Source organism: Enterocloster alcoholdehydrogenati (assembly GCF_013282095.1).
Lineage (GTDB): Bacteria > Bacillota > Clostridia > Lachnospirales > Lachnospiraceae > Enterocloster > Enterocloster alcoholdehydrogenati.
Genome location: NZ_BLTJ01000019.1, coordinates 20,365 through 34,019 on the forward strand (window position 1 = coordinate 20,365; position 13,655 = coordinate 34,019).

The 13,655-nt window shown below is 44.8% G+C and carries 20 protein-coding genes; 11 read left to right on the forward strand and 9 right to left on the reverse strand.

All coding sequences use genetic code 11. The features are described 5' to 3' along the window. The first annotated feature begins 375 nt into the window (after positions 1–375). Entirely contained in the window at positions 376–1,182 is an 807-nt protein-coding gene (locus HW447_RS16550) for a helix-turn-helix domain-containing protein (protein WP_097786108.1), read from the forward strand. 101 nt (positions 1,183–1,283) lie between these two features. Here HW447_RS16550 and HW447_RS16555 read toward each other — a convergent pair whose 3' ends face one another. The 8 genes from HW447_RS16555 to HW447_RS16590 all read right to left on the reverse strand — a co-directional run bounded on the left by HW447_RS16555 (position 1,284) and on the right by HW447_RS16590 (position 6,644). Further along, positions 1,284–2,048, reverse strand: coding sequence for an MBL fold metallo-hydrolase (locus tag HW447_RS16555; protein WP_118633825.1), 765 nt, complete (start codon positions 2,046–2,048; stop codon positions 1,284–1,286). 26 nt (positions 2,049–2,074) lie between these two features. Further along, entirely contained in the window at positions 2,075–2,452 is a 378-nt protein-coding gene (locus HW447_RS16560) for a TnpV protein (RefSeq protein WP_176256165.1), read from the reverse strand. Further along, positions 2,412–2,684 carry a helix-turn-helix domain-containing protein gene (locus HW447_RS16565; protein WP_118633824.1) on the reverse strand — a complete coding sequence of 91 codons (273 nt, stop codon included), beginning with the start codon at positions 2,682–2,684 and terminating at the stop codon, positions 2,412–2,414. The genes HW447_RS16560 and HW447_RS16565 overlap by 41 nt, the downstream gene beginning before the upstream one ends. Positions 2,685–2,838: 154 nt before the next feature. Continuing rightward, a complete protein-coding gene (locus HW447_RS16570; protein WP_118361699.1) occupies positions 2,839–2,997 on the reverse strand; it encodes a Maff2 family mobile element protein in 159 nt (52 codons plus the stop codon). A 67-nt stretch (positions 2,998–3,064) separates the two neighbouring features. Beyond that, complete coding sequence (locus tag HW447_RS16575) at positions 3,065–4,846, reverse strand: VirD4-like conjugal transfer protein, CD1115 family (protein ID WP_002604483.1); 1,782 nt, start codon at positions 4,844–4,846, stop codon at positions 3,065–3,067. Beyond that, positions 4,843–5,316, reverse strand: a complete 474-nt coding sequence (locus HW447_RS16580) for a PcfB family protein (protein WP_002604484.1) — start codon at positions 5,314–5,316, stop codon at positions 4,843–4,845. Before HW447_RS16580 ends, HW447_RS16575 begins: the two co-directional genes overlap by 4 nt. A 36-nt stretch (positions 5,317–5,352) precedes the next feature. Then, complete coding sequence (locus tag HW447_RS16585; RefSeq protein ID WP_002604485.1) at positions 5,353–6,297, reverse strand: DUF6017 domain-containing protein; 945 nt, start codon at positions 6,295–6,297, stop codon at positions 5,353–5,355. A gap of 128 nt (positions 6,298–6,425) precedes the next feature. Continuing rightward, positions 6,426–6,644 (reverse strand): hypothetical protein, encoded by a 219-nt coding sequence (locus tag HW447_RS16590; RefSeq protein ID WP_002604486.1) that lies wholly within the window; start codon positions 6,642–6,644, stop codon positions 6,426–6,428. 119 nt (positions 6,645–6,763) lie between these two features. Here HW447_RS16590 and HW447_RS16595 point away from each other — a divergent pair, with 119 nt between their 5' ends. From HW447_RS16595 to HW447_RS16620, 6 genes are all read left to right on the forward strand, one after another. Beyond that, on the forward strand, positions 6,764–8,263 hold the full coding sequence (locus HW447_RS16595) for a recombinase family protein (protein ID WP_408609682.1): 1,500 nt from the start codon (positions 6,764–6,766) through the stop codon (positions 8,261–8,263). A 272-nt stretch (positions 8,264–8,535) separates the two neighbouring features. Further along, complete coding sequence (locus HW447_RS16600) at positions 8,536–8,808, forward strand: helix-turn-helix domain-containing protein (RefSeq protein ID WP_002593556.1); 273 nt, start codon at positions 8,536–8,538, stop codon at positions 8,806–8,808. Continuing rightward, positions 8,768–9,145 (forward strand): TnpV protein, encoded by a 378-nt coding sequence (locus HW447_RS16605; RefSeq protein WP_176256166.1) that lies wholly within the window; start codon positions 8,768–8,770, stop codon positions 9,143–9,145. The genes HW447_RS16600 and HW447_RS16605 overlap by 41 nt, the downstream gene beginning before the upstream one ends. Before the next feature lie 49 nt (positions 9,146–9,194). Next, positions 9,195–9,713 (forward strand): ClbS/DfsB family four-helix bundle protein, encoded by a 519-nt coding sequence (locus tag HW447_RS16610; RefSeq protein WP_176256167.1) that lies wholly within the window; start codon positions 9,195–9,197, stop codon positions 9,711–9,713. Positions 9,714–9,771: 58 nt separating this feature from the next. Continuing rightward, entirely contained in the window at positions 9,772–10,104 is a 333-nt protein-coding gene (locus HW447_RS16615; RefSeq protein ID WP_015552618.1) for a hypothetical protein, read from the forward strand. A 57-nt stretch (positions 10,105–10,161) separates the two neighbouring features. Continuing rightward, positions 10,162–10,623 carry a hypothetical protein gene (locus HW447_RS16620; protein ID WP_176256168.1) on the forward strand — a complete coding sequence of 154 codons (462 nt, stop codon included), beginning with the start codon at positions 10,162–10,164 and terminating at the stop codon, positions 10,621–10,623. 89 nt (positions 10,624–10,712) lie between these two features. Here HW447_RS16620 and HW447_RS16625 read toward each other — a convergent pair whose 3' ends face one another. Further along, positions 10,713–11,519: a helix-turn-helix domain-containing protein gene (locus HW447_RS16625; RefSeq protein ID WP_176256169.1), complete on the reverse strand. Its 807-nt coding sequence runs from the start codon at positions 11,517–11,519 to the stop codon at positions 10,713–10,715. 482 nt (positions 11,520–12,001) lie between these two features. Here HW447_RS16625 and HW447_RS16630 point away from each other — a divergent pair, with 482 nt between their 5' ends. The 4 genes from HW447_RS16630 (at position 12,002) to HW447_RS16645 (ending at position 13,540) form a co-directional block, all read left to right on the forward strand. Then, positions 12,002–12,190 carry a hypothetical protein gene (locus tag HW447_RS16630; RefSeq protein WP_002592123.1) on the forward strand — a complete coding sequence of 63 codons (189 nt, stop codon included), beginning with the start codon at positions 12,002–12,004 and terminating at the stop codon, positions 12,188–12,190. Continuing rightward, positions 12,187–12,528 (forward strand): DeoR family transcriptional regulator, encoded by a 342-nt coding sequence (locus HW447_RS16635; protein WP_176256170.1) that lies wholly within the window; start codon positions 12,187–12,189, stop codon positions 12,526–12,528. The genes HW447_RS16630 and HW447_RS16635 overlap by 4 nt, the downstream gene beginning before the upstream one ends. Then, positions 12,521–12,817, forward strand: coding sequence for a DUF3847 domain-containing protein (locus tag HW447_RS16640; protein ID WP_176256171.1), 297 nt, complete (start codon positions 12,521–12,523; stop codon positions 12,815–12,817). Before HW447_RS16635 ends, HW447_RS16640 begins: the two co-directional genes overlap by 8 nt. A 297-nt stretch (positions 12,818–13,114) precedes the next feature. Further along, on the forward strand, positions 13,115–13,540 hold the full coding sequence (locus tag HW447_RS16645) for a hypothetical protein (protein WP_176256172.1): 426 nt from the start codon (positions 13,115–13,117) through the stop codon (positions 13,538–13,540). Positions 13,541–13,655 lie beyond the last annotated feature (115 nt).

The following is a 13,655-nucleotide window of genomic DNA, read 5'->3' on the forward strand; positions in this document are numbered from 1 at the left end:
CCCCCTATCAGATTGTCGTGTTTCGGTATCATTTCGGTGTCAGTTCGCCAGTTCTCCCCGGTGTCGTTCCTCCCCTGAATCTCACAGCGGCGTATCGCTCCCTTTGGTATGCTCGTTTCGGTCAGGGTTCCTCCACATCCCTGCCAAAAGTCATGGCACTACATCGCCGGGGAAGCATATCCCACACAGGCTGGTCATTCGATTGGAATAATCCATCGATGAACTACCTGTATCATAGAACATTTTTGTGCCCTATGCCGTATGTCCACAAAGTAGGAATTAGGAGTAAAAATCAGAAATTTCCACGATTGCGGAAAGTGTGATATAATCCAGTTAAGCGGCAGCAATGAAACCGCCGGAAAGGAGTGTGCGCCCATGAAAGGAGCAACAAGCATACAGGAACGCCTTTGGGAACTCCGCAAGGACAAAGGCTTAAATCTGGAAGAACTATCAAAGCTGACGGGTATTTCCAAATCTGCTCTCGGAAGTTATGAAAAAGAGGATTTTAAGGAAATCAATCATGGCAACCTTATCACGCTGGCAGACTTCTATGGGGTTTCCGTTGATTATCTACTGTGCCGGACAGAGAACAGGGAGCAGATCAACACGTCATTGACGGAGCTGCATTTGAATGATGAGATGGTTGCTCTCCTGAAAAGCGGTCGGATTAACAACCGTCTGCTCTGTGAGCTTGCCACCCATAAAGATTTTATCAAATTTCTTGCAGACATTGAGATTTATGTGGACGGGATTGCCACCATGCAGATTCAAAATCTCAATGCACTTGTCGATACCGTCCGGCATGAAATCATTGAACGGTATCGCCCCGGCGAAGATGACCCGCATTTGAAAGTGCTGCAAGCCGCCCATATCAGCGATGATGAGTATTTTAGTCACATGGTTCTGGATGACCTCAACCTCATTATCCGGGATATTCGGGAAGCCCACAAAAAGGACAGTGAGAGTGCACCCCAGACCACCGTTGCCGATGAACTGAAAGAAAATCTGGAAGCGGTCGAAAATTTCAAGGGCAGCCGGGATGAAAAGCTGGTTGTCCTTTACTGCAAGCAGCTTGGTATCAACTATAAAAATCTGTCAGATGAAGAATTTCGCTGGCTCATTCGGATTCTCAAAAAGTCAAAGAAAATGAGCACGCCTATCAGCCAAAGGAAAAAACGGTAAAGAAAAACCGCTGTTGCATGGTTTGTTAGCTTCCATGTAGCAGCGGTTTTTGCTGTGGTTATTCAGTTGATTTTTTCAAAACGCAGGCTGGTATTTGTATTTCAGATATGAATTTGAAACCCTTCATAGCTGAATATGCCATTCCCTTGTTTTAATTTCCCTTCATTTGACAAATTATGAAAAGCTGTCTCTATCTTATCAATTATAGTAACTGGAATAGATAAATGATGATGTCCGGGCAAAATTCGTCTTATCTCTAAAGATTGAATTTTTCTAACAGATTTCCAAAATTCTTGCGGGTTTGTTGATGGATAAAAAGCATCAAGACAACCTCTATATATCAAATCGCCAGAATACAGATATTTTCTATCCGCTTCATAGAAACAACAATGTCCGGGAGAATGACCGGGTGTGTGAATGACTATCAATTTGCGTTTCCCTAAATCAATGCTATCTCCGTCATGTAAAAGCATTTGTGGGACACCTTGAAAAATCTGATATTGGTCTATATTGAAATCTAAAGGAAAATTGCATGGCTTGCACATAAGACTATGTTTTACTACCTGCAAAGGAATAGGAAATTTAGCTGATAGCCATTCTCTTTCTGCTTCATGGACTGCGATAAACTTAAAATATTTGTGTCCACCGATGTGATCCCAATGAATATGAGTAGTAATTACCATAATGGGCAGTTGCGTTAATGTATCTACAATTTTTCGGATATTGGAAATACCTAAACCTGTATCAATCAAAACAGCCATTTTCTCTCCACATAGAAGATAACTATGTGTTTCTTCCCAGTGCTTATATTCGCTGATGGCAAATGTATTGCAATCTATTTGTTCAACGGTAAACCAACTATCCATATACTATTCTCACTCCTACCATTCCGTTATGAATAAATCATCTCATGCAAAACAATTTCTTCTGCCCGATTATGAATGTTATTGCAACGCTGCACCCATTCCATTTGTTGGGTACGCTTCAATTCCTCGGTTACGCCCTCGGCAGTTTTCATCTGCTCCATGATGGTGTCTAACCGTTCCTGTGCCTGTTCGTTCAGGTCTGCAAGATATGTCCACAATTCCCCGGTCAGTATCAATGTGTTCAATCTGGCTGGGTGGACTTCTCTTAAATATTCCCGGTGCATCCGCCCGTACTTTCCAATAGGGCGGTGTTCCTCCGGCAGCTTCAAAACCGGAATATAATAATCTCCGACAAGAATATAATCAATTCCGTTTTCCGTTATTCTTGGTTTCAATTTGCTCATGTTCCTTACCTCCTGCGGAAGTAGGCTCGTCTGGTACTAACTCAATCACATCAGTAATTTCGCAATTCAGCGTTTCGCAGATACGGGCTAATGTGTCCATGCTGATGTGCTTTCCCTCTTTGCTCATATTGGCAATCATATTCGTTGTCATACCAGCGGCAAGCCTTAAATCCTCTTTTCTCATATCACGCTCTAACAGTGTGTGCCAGAGTGGTTTATAGCTGATGTGCATATTTTTTTCCTGCCTTTCCATCCATACCACCGGGGCGGCCGCCCCGGCAGGAACTTTTCTCTTATTATAACACCAATCTTGTGAAATCACAATTTATTCTTGTATCCTGCCGCTGATACCGTCTGGATTGACTTTTCCTTTCTTTTTGTTCCCTTTAATTAGCCATGAACTGTTTCATGCCCTGCGACTTCGCGCCGGGGTTATCGTTGCCGTACCCCTCCATGAGGTTAATGCCGCCCCAAATGCCAAGTCCTGCGCCAAGCGCGATTACCAAAGTCTGCAATACGTCAACTGCGCTGTTGAAAAAATCCATATAAACCTCGCTTTCTGCCGCTAAAACGGCTCAAAAAATGTTGTTGGAAATAAAAATGCCGCCGTTTTTATTCGGCGGCTGCGTCCTCGTCGGACAAATCTATTTCGTATATGTCAAAGGGTTCGTCGGGCTTTACGATTGCCGGACGGGTGGACATATACCGTTCAACGTCAAAAGCGTTTTTCTTGTCGAAGTCGGAAAGGTATTTGTAGTTCGGGTGCTGCGTTATATCGTACTTATCGCTGAAAAAGGGGCGCACGCCGCGCAACTGCAAAATACATTTTCCTCCGTCCATAACTGCGATTTCGTCCTGTGTCATCAACTCCTTTCCCAATTTCTGATAATTGAGGCCATGAGAAACCTGCGTGCCGCGATTTTCGGAAGTGTTGAAACTGTCGATTGTTTCACGTCCCAAGTTCTCCGAAATATCCTTTGCATTTTTCCCGCGCCCTCCCAAAAACAAGGTGCTGTCGGCATTGTCAAGTATGATTTCTGCCGCGTCCTTGTAAATGGCTTTTAGCTGGCTCTGCGATTGCAGAATGATAGAAGCCGAGATTTCCCGGCTGCGGATTGTGGCAATCAATTTTTCAAACTGCGGGATTTGTCCAATGTTTGCAAACTCGTCTAACAGGCAGCGAACATGAACCGGCAGCTTGCCGCCGTATTCGTCGTCGGCCTTGTCGCACAAGAGATTAAATAACTGCGATTGCAGCATAGCGATAACAAAATTAAACGTGCTGTCCGTATCGCTCATAATCAAAAACAAAGCTGTTTTTCTGTCGCCTAACGTGTCAAGTTCTAATTCGTCGTAGGACATAAGATCGCGCAATTCCTTTATATCAAAAGGAGCGAGCCTCGCACCGCAAGAAATGAGGATTGATTTTGCGGTTTTGCCCGCCGCCAATTTATATTTTCGGTACTGCTTCACCGCGAAATGGTCGGGGTCGCGTTCTTCCAAGTCGGCAAACAGCAAATCGACGGGGCTTTGATATTCCTCGTCGTCCTCGCGGGCTTCGCTGGCGTTGATAAGTTCCAACAGGGTAATAAAGTTCATTTCCTCGGCGGGGGCTTCGTACCAGATGTAGCCCACCAACGCGCAATACAAAAGCCGTTCTGCCTTTACCCAAAAATCCTCCGCGCTTTTTTCTCCCTCACCTTTGGTATTCGCTATCAACGTATTTACCAGCTTCAAAATATCTTTCTCGCTGCGGATATACACAAAGGGGTTGTAGTGCATAGATTTTTTGAAGTTAATCGTATTCAGTACCTTAATGCGGTAGCCCGCCCGTTGCAGCAGCTTCCCGCACTCAATCAAAACCGTACCTTTCGGGTCGGTTAAGACGTAAGAGGAATGAAGCTGCATTAGATTAGGTTTGACAAAAAATCTTGTTTTTCCGCTGCCGCTGCCGCCGATCACGACGACGTTCTTATTTCTCGCGTACTTCGGCTGCTTCGGGCGGCTGTTCATGGTAAGCCGTTCCGTCTGCGTCAAAATGATGTTGTTTTGGAAATCCGGGTCTATGTAGGGCTTTATATCTTCGGCGTTTCCCCATCGGGCAGAGCCGTACTCCGCGCCCTTGCGGTATTTCTTCGCGTTTTTCCCTTTGACATAGACTATCAAGCGGATAATCACCGCACCGACAATGCCGACAAGCAAATCCAACGGGTAAACGCTCGGCAAGGCGTTTTCAAAGGCTGCGGAAAATCCTTGTGTGATATTCAGTATCTTTGCAGAAATATCCGCGCCGGGGGCAAGCCGCACCGCCTGTCCGACTTTATCAAAGAGATAGACAAAGAACACATAGGGGATATTCGGAAGTATCAGCTTTTTGTAGTTGATCTGCTTCATATCTCGCGCCCCCTGTCCATTTTCTTTACCTTGTCGCGGGCGGCGTTAAGCTGCTTCGCCTTGTCCTTTGCAGCGGCAAGGGCTTTGCGGATAGAGGGCTTTTTCTCCCGGTTCAGCTTCTTTGCGGAAAACTCTTGAAACGCTGCGGTCATAACGTCCGCGTCCCGGCCTTTGAAAAACACAAGGTAACGGGTCTGCTCGCCCTTAACCTTTTTTAGCGAAAAATCTATGTTGTATTTCTTCGCCGTACTCTCAAAGGCTTTAATATTGCTGTCGGTGATCTCGATGTTGGAAACACCCGCGTTCTGCTTCATAAGCTGCCGCATGGTCTGTTTCCCATGCGCGGGTTTGCTTTTCTGCTCCAAAAACTTTTGGATTGCTTTCTGTAACGCCTGTTCGGTAAGCCGCGCCGCGCCTTTTCCCACTTTGACGTATAGGGCAATCGTTTTTTGGGTTACTTCCTCCTGCAAGGTATCAACTCCTTTCCCGGTAAAGTGCGGCTATGCTCATTCGCCGCCGTATAAGTCGTGATTGACAAGGGCGGTATAGTAGCTGTCAATGGTACTCGGCGCGTTGAACAGCACCGCTTTTAGATACTGCTTGATGTTGCGCACTTTGGTTGTGTTCTCCCTCATGCAATCCAAAACAAACTCAATATGGCTGCTGTTCAGCTTCAAAAACTTGGATTTCACCAATTCGGCGGGGTAGTCGTCCCCGGCAATACGGATTGTCTTTCGGGCTGTGCAGACGGTTTCCAGCATAAGGTCAACAATCTCGTCCAAACGGTCTTTGTCAATTTTGCAGTTTTGAATGAGATGGTCGTATTCGATATTGTCCTTGATAATCTCCCTGTAAATCTCTACTGCGCTATTGCTTTTCGCTTCCGTTCTTTTCCTTTCCGGCGGCGTAGCCGCTTCGCCATGCGCAAAGGGCAAGGGGTTTAGGGAATGGAAAGGAATGGAATCGGTACTTGATAAATCAGTAATTGATTGTTCTTTACTTAATATATCTTTATTTAATTGCGTTGGATTTTCCAACGTAGGTTTTTCCTGCGTAGGTTTTTCCAACGTTGGATTATCCAATGTTGGATTTTCCAATGTAGGTAAATCCAATATAGGCGGCTGTCCGCCGCTGGTAGCTGCTTCCGGCTCTCGCGGCTGCGGCTGCTCGTATATGACGTAATCTGCGCCCCGCAAGCGTCCCTTTTCGTCGCGCTCCCGGCTGCGCACGATATATCCGGCTTTTTCGAGTTCCTTTACCGCTTCGCGGATTGCGTCGATCTTCTCCCGGTTGATATGGGATAAGCCCGCAAGGGTATAATCCCAATCTTCGGGCAGCGAAAGCATTTGCGACAACAAGCCCTTTGCCTTTAAGGACAATTCCTTGTTTCGCAAGTGGTGGTTGCTCATAACGGTATATCCCGTATTTCGCTCCACTCTGAAAACTGCCATATTTCCTCACTTCCTCTCTTGGTATGCGTGGACAATTAGAAAGCCGTTTTCGGCTGTTTTGGTATTGCAATATGCCCTTTGCCGTTTTCGCGTCTGCAAAGCCGCATGGCACAAGGGCTTTTGCCCGTCTATTTGTCCATGCTGGCGTGCGTTTTCCGCGTCCTTTTGCCGGGGCAATAGGGACACTCTTTGAAAACGCAAAACTCATATTTCCACCCGGGGCGGTAGAAACGGCAAGTGCCGCAATCTTCATCATCTCCGGCACAACCGGATTGATAGCGGTCAAATCCCGGCTTCTGCTGCATGAGCAATTCAAACGCCCGCTGCTTGCCCTTTGTGAAATACATTCCGGCTGCACCTCCTTTCCTGCGGGCATAAAAAAACGGCGTTACTTTCTCCCCCAAAGGGGTTAAGGTAACGCCGTTTGTGTGCGTATTCAGTTTTTAACACATTCCCTGTCTATCCGCTGTCCGCAAAACCATTGATTTTATTAGCTTTTTGCCGCTATCGCTATCACACCTCATTATTTCAAAGACCCGGATTTCAAGCCATGCTTGCAGACATTGAAGCCGGGAAAGTCGGTACAGTCATTGTCAAGGATATGTCCCGGTTAGGGCGCAACTACTTACAAGTGGGAATGTACACAGAAATGATTTTCCCACAGAAAAACGTCCGTTTCATTGCTATCAATGACGGCGTGGACAGTGCGCAGGGGGAAAATGATTTTGCCCCGCTGCGGAACATTTTTAACGAATGGCTGGTGAGGGACACGAGCAAGAAAATCAAGGCAGTCAAACGCTCTAAGGGCATGAGCGGCAAGCCTATCACAAGCAAGCCCGTCTATGGCTACCTTATGGACGAGGACGAGAACTTTATCATTGACGAGGAAGCCGCCCCGGTGGTACGGCAGATTTACAGCCTCTGCCTTGCCGGGAACGGTCCGACCAAGATAGCCCGTATGCTCACAGAACAGCAAATCCCCACGCCGGGGACGCTGGAATACCGCAGGACGGGAAGCACCCGCCGCTACCACCCCGGCTATGAGTGCAAGTGGGCGACTAATACAGTGGTTCATCTGCTGGAAAACCGGGAATATACGGGCTGCCTTGTGAATTTCAAGACGGACAAGGTTTCCTACAAGCTGAAACACAGCATAGAAAATCCCCCGGAAAAGCAAGTGATTTTTGAGAACCACCATGAGCCTATCATTGACCGGGAAACATGGGAACGGGTGCAGGAGTTACGCAAACAGAGGAAACGCCCCAACCGCTATGATGAAGTGGGCTTGTTTTCCGGCATACTCTTTTGTGCAGACTGCGGCAGCGTCATGTACCAGCAGAGATACCAGACGGACAAGCGTAAGCAGGACTGTTATATCTGCGGCAGCTACAAGAAACGTACAAGGGACTGTACGGCGCACTTTATCCGCACCGACCTTTTGACCGCCGGAGTGACTGAAAACCTTAGGAAGATTACCAGCTATGCGGCAAAGCATGAAGCCCGGTTTATGAAGCTGCTTGTGGAGCAGAACGAGGACGGGGGCAGACGGAGGAACGCCGCCAAGAAAAAGGAACTGGAAACGGCACAAAAGCGTATCAGTGAACTGTCCGCTATCTTCAAGCGGCTGTATGAGGACAGCGTGACCGGGCGCATATCAGACGAGCGTTTTTCGGAACTGTCGGCAGACTATGAAGCCGAGCAGAAAGAACTGAAAGAGCGTGTCGCCGGATTGCAGGAAGAACTTTCCAAAGCGAAGGAAGCCACCGAAAACGCAGAAAAGTTTATGAAAGTGGTTCGCGGGCACACCAGTTTTGAAGAACTTACCCCCACTCTGCTGCGGGAGTTTGTGGAGAAAATCGTTATCCATGAAAGCGTTGCCCTTGACGGGAAACGCCGGGGGAAATTACGCAGACAAGAAATTGAAATCTATTATTCTTTTGTCGGCAAGGTAGAACTGCCCGACTAATGCCCGCCCTGTCCGGTTCTCTTACCGGATAGGAACGGCAAAATTTTTTACACTTCTTTTACTTCTTTATCTCACATGAACTAAAAGCCAGGGCATGAAGCAGTTAATGGCTAATTAAAGGGAACAAAAAGAAAGGAAAAAACAATCCAGACGGTATCAGCGGCAGGCTACAAGAATAAATTGTGATTTCACAAGATTGGTGTTATAATAAGAGAAAAGCTCCTGCCGGGGCAGCCGCCCCGGTGGTATGGATAGAAAGGCAGGAAAACAATATGCACATCAGCTATAAACCACTCTGGCACACACTGTTAGAGCGTGATATGAGAAAAGAGGATTTAAGGCTTGCCGCTGGTATGACAACGAATATGATTGCCAACATGAGCAAAGAGGGAAAGCACATCAGCATGGACACATTAGCCCGTATCTGCGAAACGCTGAATTGCGAGATTACAGATGTGATTGAGTTAGTACCAGACGAGCCTGCTTCCACAGGAGGTAAGGAACATGAGCGAATTGAAACAAAGAATAACGGAAAACGGAATTGATTATATCCTTGTCGGAGATTATTACATCCCAGATTTGAAGCTGCCGGAAGAACACCGCCCTATCGGAAAGTATGGACGGTTACACCGGGAATATTTGAGAGAAGTCCACCCAGCCAGATTGAACACATTGATACTGACCGGAGAATTGTGGACATATCTTGCAGACCTGAACGAACAGGCACAGGAACGGTTAGACACCATCATGGAGCAGATGAAAGCTGCCGAGGGCGTGACCGAAGAATTGAAGCGTACTTCTCAGATGGAATGGGTGCAGCGTTGCAATAACATTCATAACCGGGCAGAAGAAATTGTTTTACATGAGATGATTTATTCATAACGGTATGGTAGAATGATTATGACAAATAAGAATTTGTGGAGGAGATATTTTGAGAACATACAAGGATAAAGAGGAATTAAAAGATGAGATAAATAAAAGCTTTGAAAAGTATATTTCTGAATTTGATAATATTCCTGAATCTTTAAAAGGTAAGAGAATAATCGAAGTAGATAGAACACCAGCAGAAAATCTTGCTTATCAAGTTGGATGGACAACATTAGTTTTGAGATGGGAAGATGATGAGAAACATGGAATTGAAGTGAAAACACCATCAGATATGTTTAAGTGGAATCAGTTAGGCGATTTATATCAATGGTTTACAGATACTTACTCACATTTGTCATTAGCAGAATTGAAAGATAGATTAAAAGAAAATATTACATCTATCCATACAATGATTGACTCAATGAGTGAGGAAGAACTATTTCAACCACATATGAGAAAGTGGGCTGATGATGCTACAAAAGCAGCGGTATGGGAAGTTTACAAGTTCATTCACGTTAATACTGTTGCTCCTTTCGGAACTTTTAGAACTAAGATTAGAAAATGGAAAAAGATAGCACTGTAAATTTCCAGTTTGTTGAGATGGAAAGAGTTATATAAATTAGAATTTGGAGGGAAGAAATATGCAGACGATTATTGTGTTGTTAAATCCAGGAATGCTTGAAAATGCTGATTTGGATTTGAGATATCGCATACCAGACCGTATCGAAGAGGTATCAAATTCTTTGATACAAAGCAATGGATATGATTATATAGACACAGAGGACGGAGACCCTGGACCATTGATGGGTATTTGGTTGGAAACTGAAAATGCACATAGAAACTGGCATATAGTGAGGGATTTGTTTCAAAGGGAAAAATTTATAGGAAATGATTTATCTTTGTCGGCTCAGATATATATTTCCGAAAAAGATACTGACGATTTAGAAAACTGTGTGCTTGTTTTTCCTGAATAACAATTCCAGTTTATAGGGGAGTTGAACAGAGTAAAAAATCGGAATTGGAGGTAGAATATGAAAAAAATCAGTATCGACGAAACGAAGCTTCCAGCCGTAATGGAAATTATTGAAAAGGCGGCACTACTCATGGACGAAAAAGATTGTGATAGTGATAAAGAAGCAAAAAAAGAGTTAGGGCAGCTACAAAAGAACTTGAGAGAAATTACTGGAAATAAGAAGATAAAAATTAATATCTTTCAAGCTTATTGGAGTTACACCGATTTAGAAACAACAGCACGCAGAGCCTTAATGTCTCCGCCAATGAAATCTAATTTATCAAATGAGCAACTCAAGGAAATCGTTTTACACATTCTGAAGTTTGGGGAAGGGGAAAGAGATTGGTGGTTGAAATATCTGGAGATTAACACCGGCTTAGACAATCTTACCGACTATATTTTTTATCCTGACTTAATTGGTTTGGACTTCGACGCTACTTTGGAACAAATTGCTGATAAAATAATTGCAGATAGGAAATGAACTTGTCGCTTTGAAATTTTAACTGAATAACCACAGCACGAACCGCTGCTACATGGAAGCCAACACAACCATGCAACAGCGGTTTTTTGTTACCGTTTTTTCCTCTGGCTCATAGGCGTTCCCATTTTCTTTGATTTTTGGAGAATCCGAATCAGCCAGCGAAATTCTTCTTCTGATAAATTTTTGTAGTTGATACCGAGCTGCTTGCAGTAAAGCAGTGCTAGTTTTTCCAAACGGCTGCCCTTGAAATTTTCGACCGCTTCCAGATTTTCTTTCAGTTCATCGGCAACGGTGGTCTGTGGTGCACTCTCGCTGTCCTTTTTGTGGACTTCCCGAATATCCCGGATAATAAGGTTGAGGTCATCCAACACCATGTGGCTGAAATATTCATCATCGCTGATATGGGCGGCTTGTAGCACTTTCAAATGTGGGTCATCTTCGCCGGGGCGATACCGTTCAATAATTTCATGCCGGACAGTATCAACAAGGGCGTTGAGGTTTTGAATCTGCATGGTGGCAATACCATCCACATAAATCTCAATGTCCGCAAGAAACTTGATAAAATCCTTATGAGTGGCAAGTTCGCAGAGCAGACGGTTGTTAATCCGACCGCTTTTCAGAAGTGCCACCATTTCATCATTCAAATTCAGCTCTGTTAATGGCGTGTTGCTCTCCTCCATATTCTCTGTCCGGCAAAATAGATAATCAAGGGACACACCATAGAACTCTGCCAGTGTGATAAGGTTGCCATGGTTGATTTCCTTAAAATCATCTTTTTCATAACTTCCAAGAGCTGATTTGGAAATGCCAGTCTGTTTTGCCAGTTCTTCCAGTTTTAGCCCTTTATTCACTCGTAAATCTTTTAATCGTTCCTGTATGGAAGTAGCCCCTTTCATTGAAACAGCCCCCTTTCTGACGGCATTTATAACCGTTGAATTGATTATATCATATCCATTTCGCAATCGTGGAAAATTTTTGATTTTTCAATTTTTTCCTATATTTCGGACATTCAGCACTGGGCACAAAAATGTTCTATGATACAGGTAGTTCATCGATGGATTATTCCAATCGAATGACCAGCCTGTGTGGGATATGCTTCCCCGGCAATGTAGTGCCATGACTTTTGGCGGGGATGTGGAGGAACCCTGACCGAAACGAGCGTACCAAAGGGAGCGATACGCCGCTGTGAGATTCAGGGGAGGAACGACACCGGGGAGAACTGGCGAACTGACACTGAAATGATACCGAAACACGACAATCTGATAGGGGGATAGTCTACCCTATCGCTGATACTTCGGGAGATTTTAAGCGGCTCTATGGCTGTAATTTTGCCGAAAATCGCCCCGAAACCATACACTAAAACGGGAGGAAACACAATATGCCGAGAATGAGCAAAAAGAGGAAGCATGAGCTTTCCTTTTACCTCAATGACCGGGGGCGTGTCACTTACAACGAATTATGCCGGAAATGCCAGCATGGGTGCAGGCAGAGCTTCCGGGCGGTTGTAGTTGACTGTCCCCGTTATTTATCCAAACGAGCAAAGAAAAAGGAGGAACACACCGAATGAATTTTGAATTTATGACGATAGACACACCCTTGCCGCCCTGTATGCCTTTTCCCAGAGCGTTGACAGGATTTCCAGTCAGCAGCACCGCAAAGGTCATGTACTGCCGGATGTTGGACGCTATGCTCTCCAACGGTCAGGAGGACGAGAACGGAATCCTGTTTGTCTGCTTCCCTGTTACAGCCATTGCCGCAGTCCTGTCCCGCAGCTCCATGACGGTCAAGCGTTCTCTGAATGAACTGGAAAACGCCGGACTTATCATGCGGGTGCGTCAGGGTGTGGGACAACCGAACAAGATTTATGTGCTGATACCGGGAAAGGAGGACGCTGCCCTTGCCTGATGCCTCAAAGCTGGAAAAACTCAGCCGGGAGCTGGAGAAAAGCGAAAAGAAACTGTGGAAAGCTATCAATGATGAAAAGGCATTACAGCACCAGTTGAAGCAGCTTACCAGAAAGGAACGGACGCACCGGCTCTGCACTCGTGGCGGTATGCTGGAAAGTTTTCTGCAAGAACCGGAACGCCTGACAGATGATGATGTAATGCTGTTGTTGAAACTCATTTTTCACAGACAGGACACGCAGGAACTATTGAAAAAACTGCTGGAACGGGAGAAGGCGGAAACCCCTTAGTTTACTAAGGGCGCAATTATACACCACCCAGAGGTTGGTGCATTGCGTTCTCCGAAGGCTCCTCGCCGGAGGGCTGTGATTTTCCGCAGTCATGGTCTGCTCGAAATCATACAGGGGACGCTACGCTTCCCCTGCGCTGGCTGCCGCCAGCTACCCTTTTGTGGACTTGCCATCTGGGGACACCTTGCGTTGCAAGCTGTTCCCAGCCGACAAGTTTCATAAAATATGCTATCTTTTCGATAGGTGATGAAGTATAATGAAGATGACAATAAATAAGAAGTTGTGGGGGGTGATTTTATGCTAAATGAAAAAGAAATCAGATATGGTTTTGACTATTATCATAGAGATGAACCTAAAAGTAAATGGGTTACAGAGCTTTCTGAGTATGATGGCGAAAGTAATATAACTATCAACTGCACACAACTTAGTGATAAATATAAAGCAAAAGATAAAAAGAGAATTGTGCAAGAATGGATAGATTTTCTGAATGATAATCCTTGTGCTTTCACGCAATTAACATTTGGCACGAGAGTATCACAAGAGTTATTTAATGCTATTTGCTCTCAAACGCAACTAAAAAAACTTTATATAAAATGGGGGGCATATCCTGATATTTCTCGAATAGAGAATTTAACAAAACTTGAATATTTGCATATTGGATCAGGTGTATCAGTTTTAGATATAGAGCCTATTACAAAACTTGAAAATCTTGTGAGAATGTGAAACTTTTTCTGTAAAATTAACTACGATAAGGTCCTTCTATGATAAAATAAATATCATTAGGAGGGCTTTTTACTATGGCAAGACAAAAGAAACCGGTTCACAGAGTTGAAATGAC

Bases quoted from the DNA above. Each gene is read 5' to 3' on its own strand.
- HW447_RS16565 (WP_118633824.1), bottom strand. From the start codon at position 2,684: ATGCACATCAGCTATAAACCACTCTGGCACACACTGTTAGAGCGTGAT.
- HW447_RS16550 (WP_097786108.1), top strand. From the start codon at position 376: ATGAAAGGAGCAACAAGCATACAGGAACGCCTTTGGGAACTCCGCAAG.
- HW447_RS16555 (WP_118633825.1), bottom strand. From the start codon at position 2,048: ATGGATAGTTGGTTTACCGTTGAACAAATAGATTGCAATACATTTGCC.
- HW447_RS16625 (WP_176256169.1), bottom strand. From the start codon at position 11,519: ATGAAAGGGGCTACTTCCATACAGGAACGATTAAAAGATTTACGAGTG.
- HW447_RS16560 (WP_176256165.1), bottom strand. From the start codon at position 2,452: ATGAGCAAATTGAAACCAAGAATAACGGAAAACGGAATTGATTATATT.
- HW447_RS16585 (WP_002604485.1), bottom strand. From the start codon at position 6,297: ATGGCAGTTTTCAGAGTGGAGCGAAATACGGGATATACCGTTATGAGC.
- HW447_RS16600 (WP_002593556.1), top strand. From the start codon at position 8,536: ATGCACATCAGCTATAAACCACTCTGGCACACACTGTTAGAGCGTGAT.
- HW447_RS16590 (WP_002604486.1), bottom strand. From the start codon at position 6,644: ATGTATTTCACAAAGGGCAAGCAGCGGGCGTTTGAATTGCTCATGCAG.
- HW447_RS16635 (WP_176256170.1), top strand. From the start codon at position 12,187: ATGAATTTTGAATTTATGACGATAGACACACCCTTGCCGCCCTGTATG.
- HW447_RS16575 (WP_002604483.1), bottom strand. From the start codon at position 4,846: ATGAAGCAGATCAACTACAAAAAGCTGATACTTCCGAATATCCCCTAT.
- HW447_RS16570 (WP_118361699.1), bottom strand. From the start codon at position 2,997: ATGGATTTTTTCAACAGCGCAGTTGACGTATTGCAGACTTTGGTAATC.
- HW447_RS16605 (WP_176256166.1), top strand. From the start codon at position 8,768: ATGAGCGAATTGAAACAAAGAATAACGGAAAACGGAATTGATTATATC.
- HW447_RS16645 (WP_176256172.1), top strand. From the start codon at position 13,115: ATGCTAAATGAAAAAGAAATCAGATATGGTTTTGACTATTATCATAGA.
- HW447_RS16620 (WP_176256168.1), top strand. From the start codon at position 10,162: ATGAAAAAAATCAGTATCGACGAAACGAAGCTTCCAGCCGTAATGGAA.
- HW447_RS16630 (WP_002592123.1), top strand. From the start codon at position 12,002: ATGCCGAGAATGAGCAAAAAGAGGAAGCATGAGCTTTCCTTTTACCTC.
- HW447_RS16615 (WP_015552618.1), top strand. From the start codon at position 9,772: ATGCAGACGATTATTGTGTTGTTAAATCCAGGAATGCTTGAAAATGCT.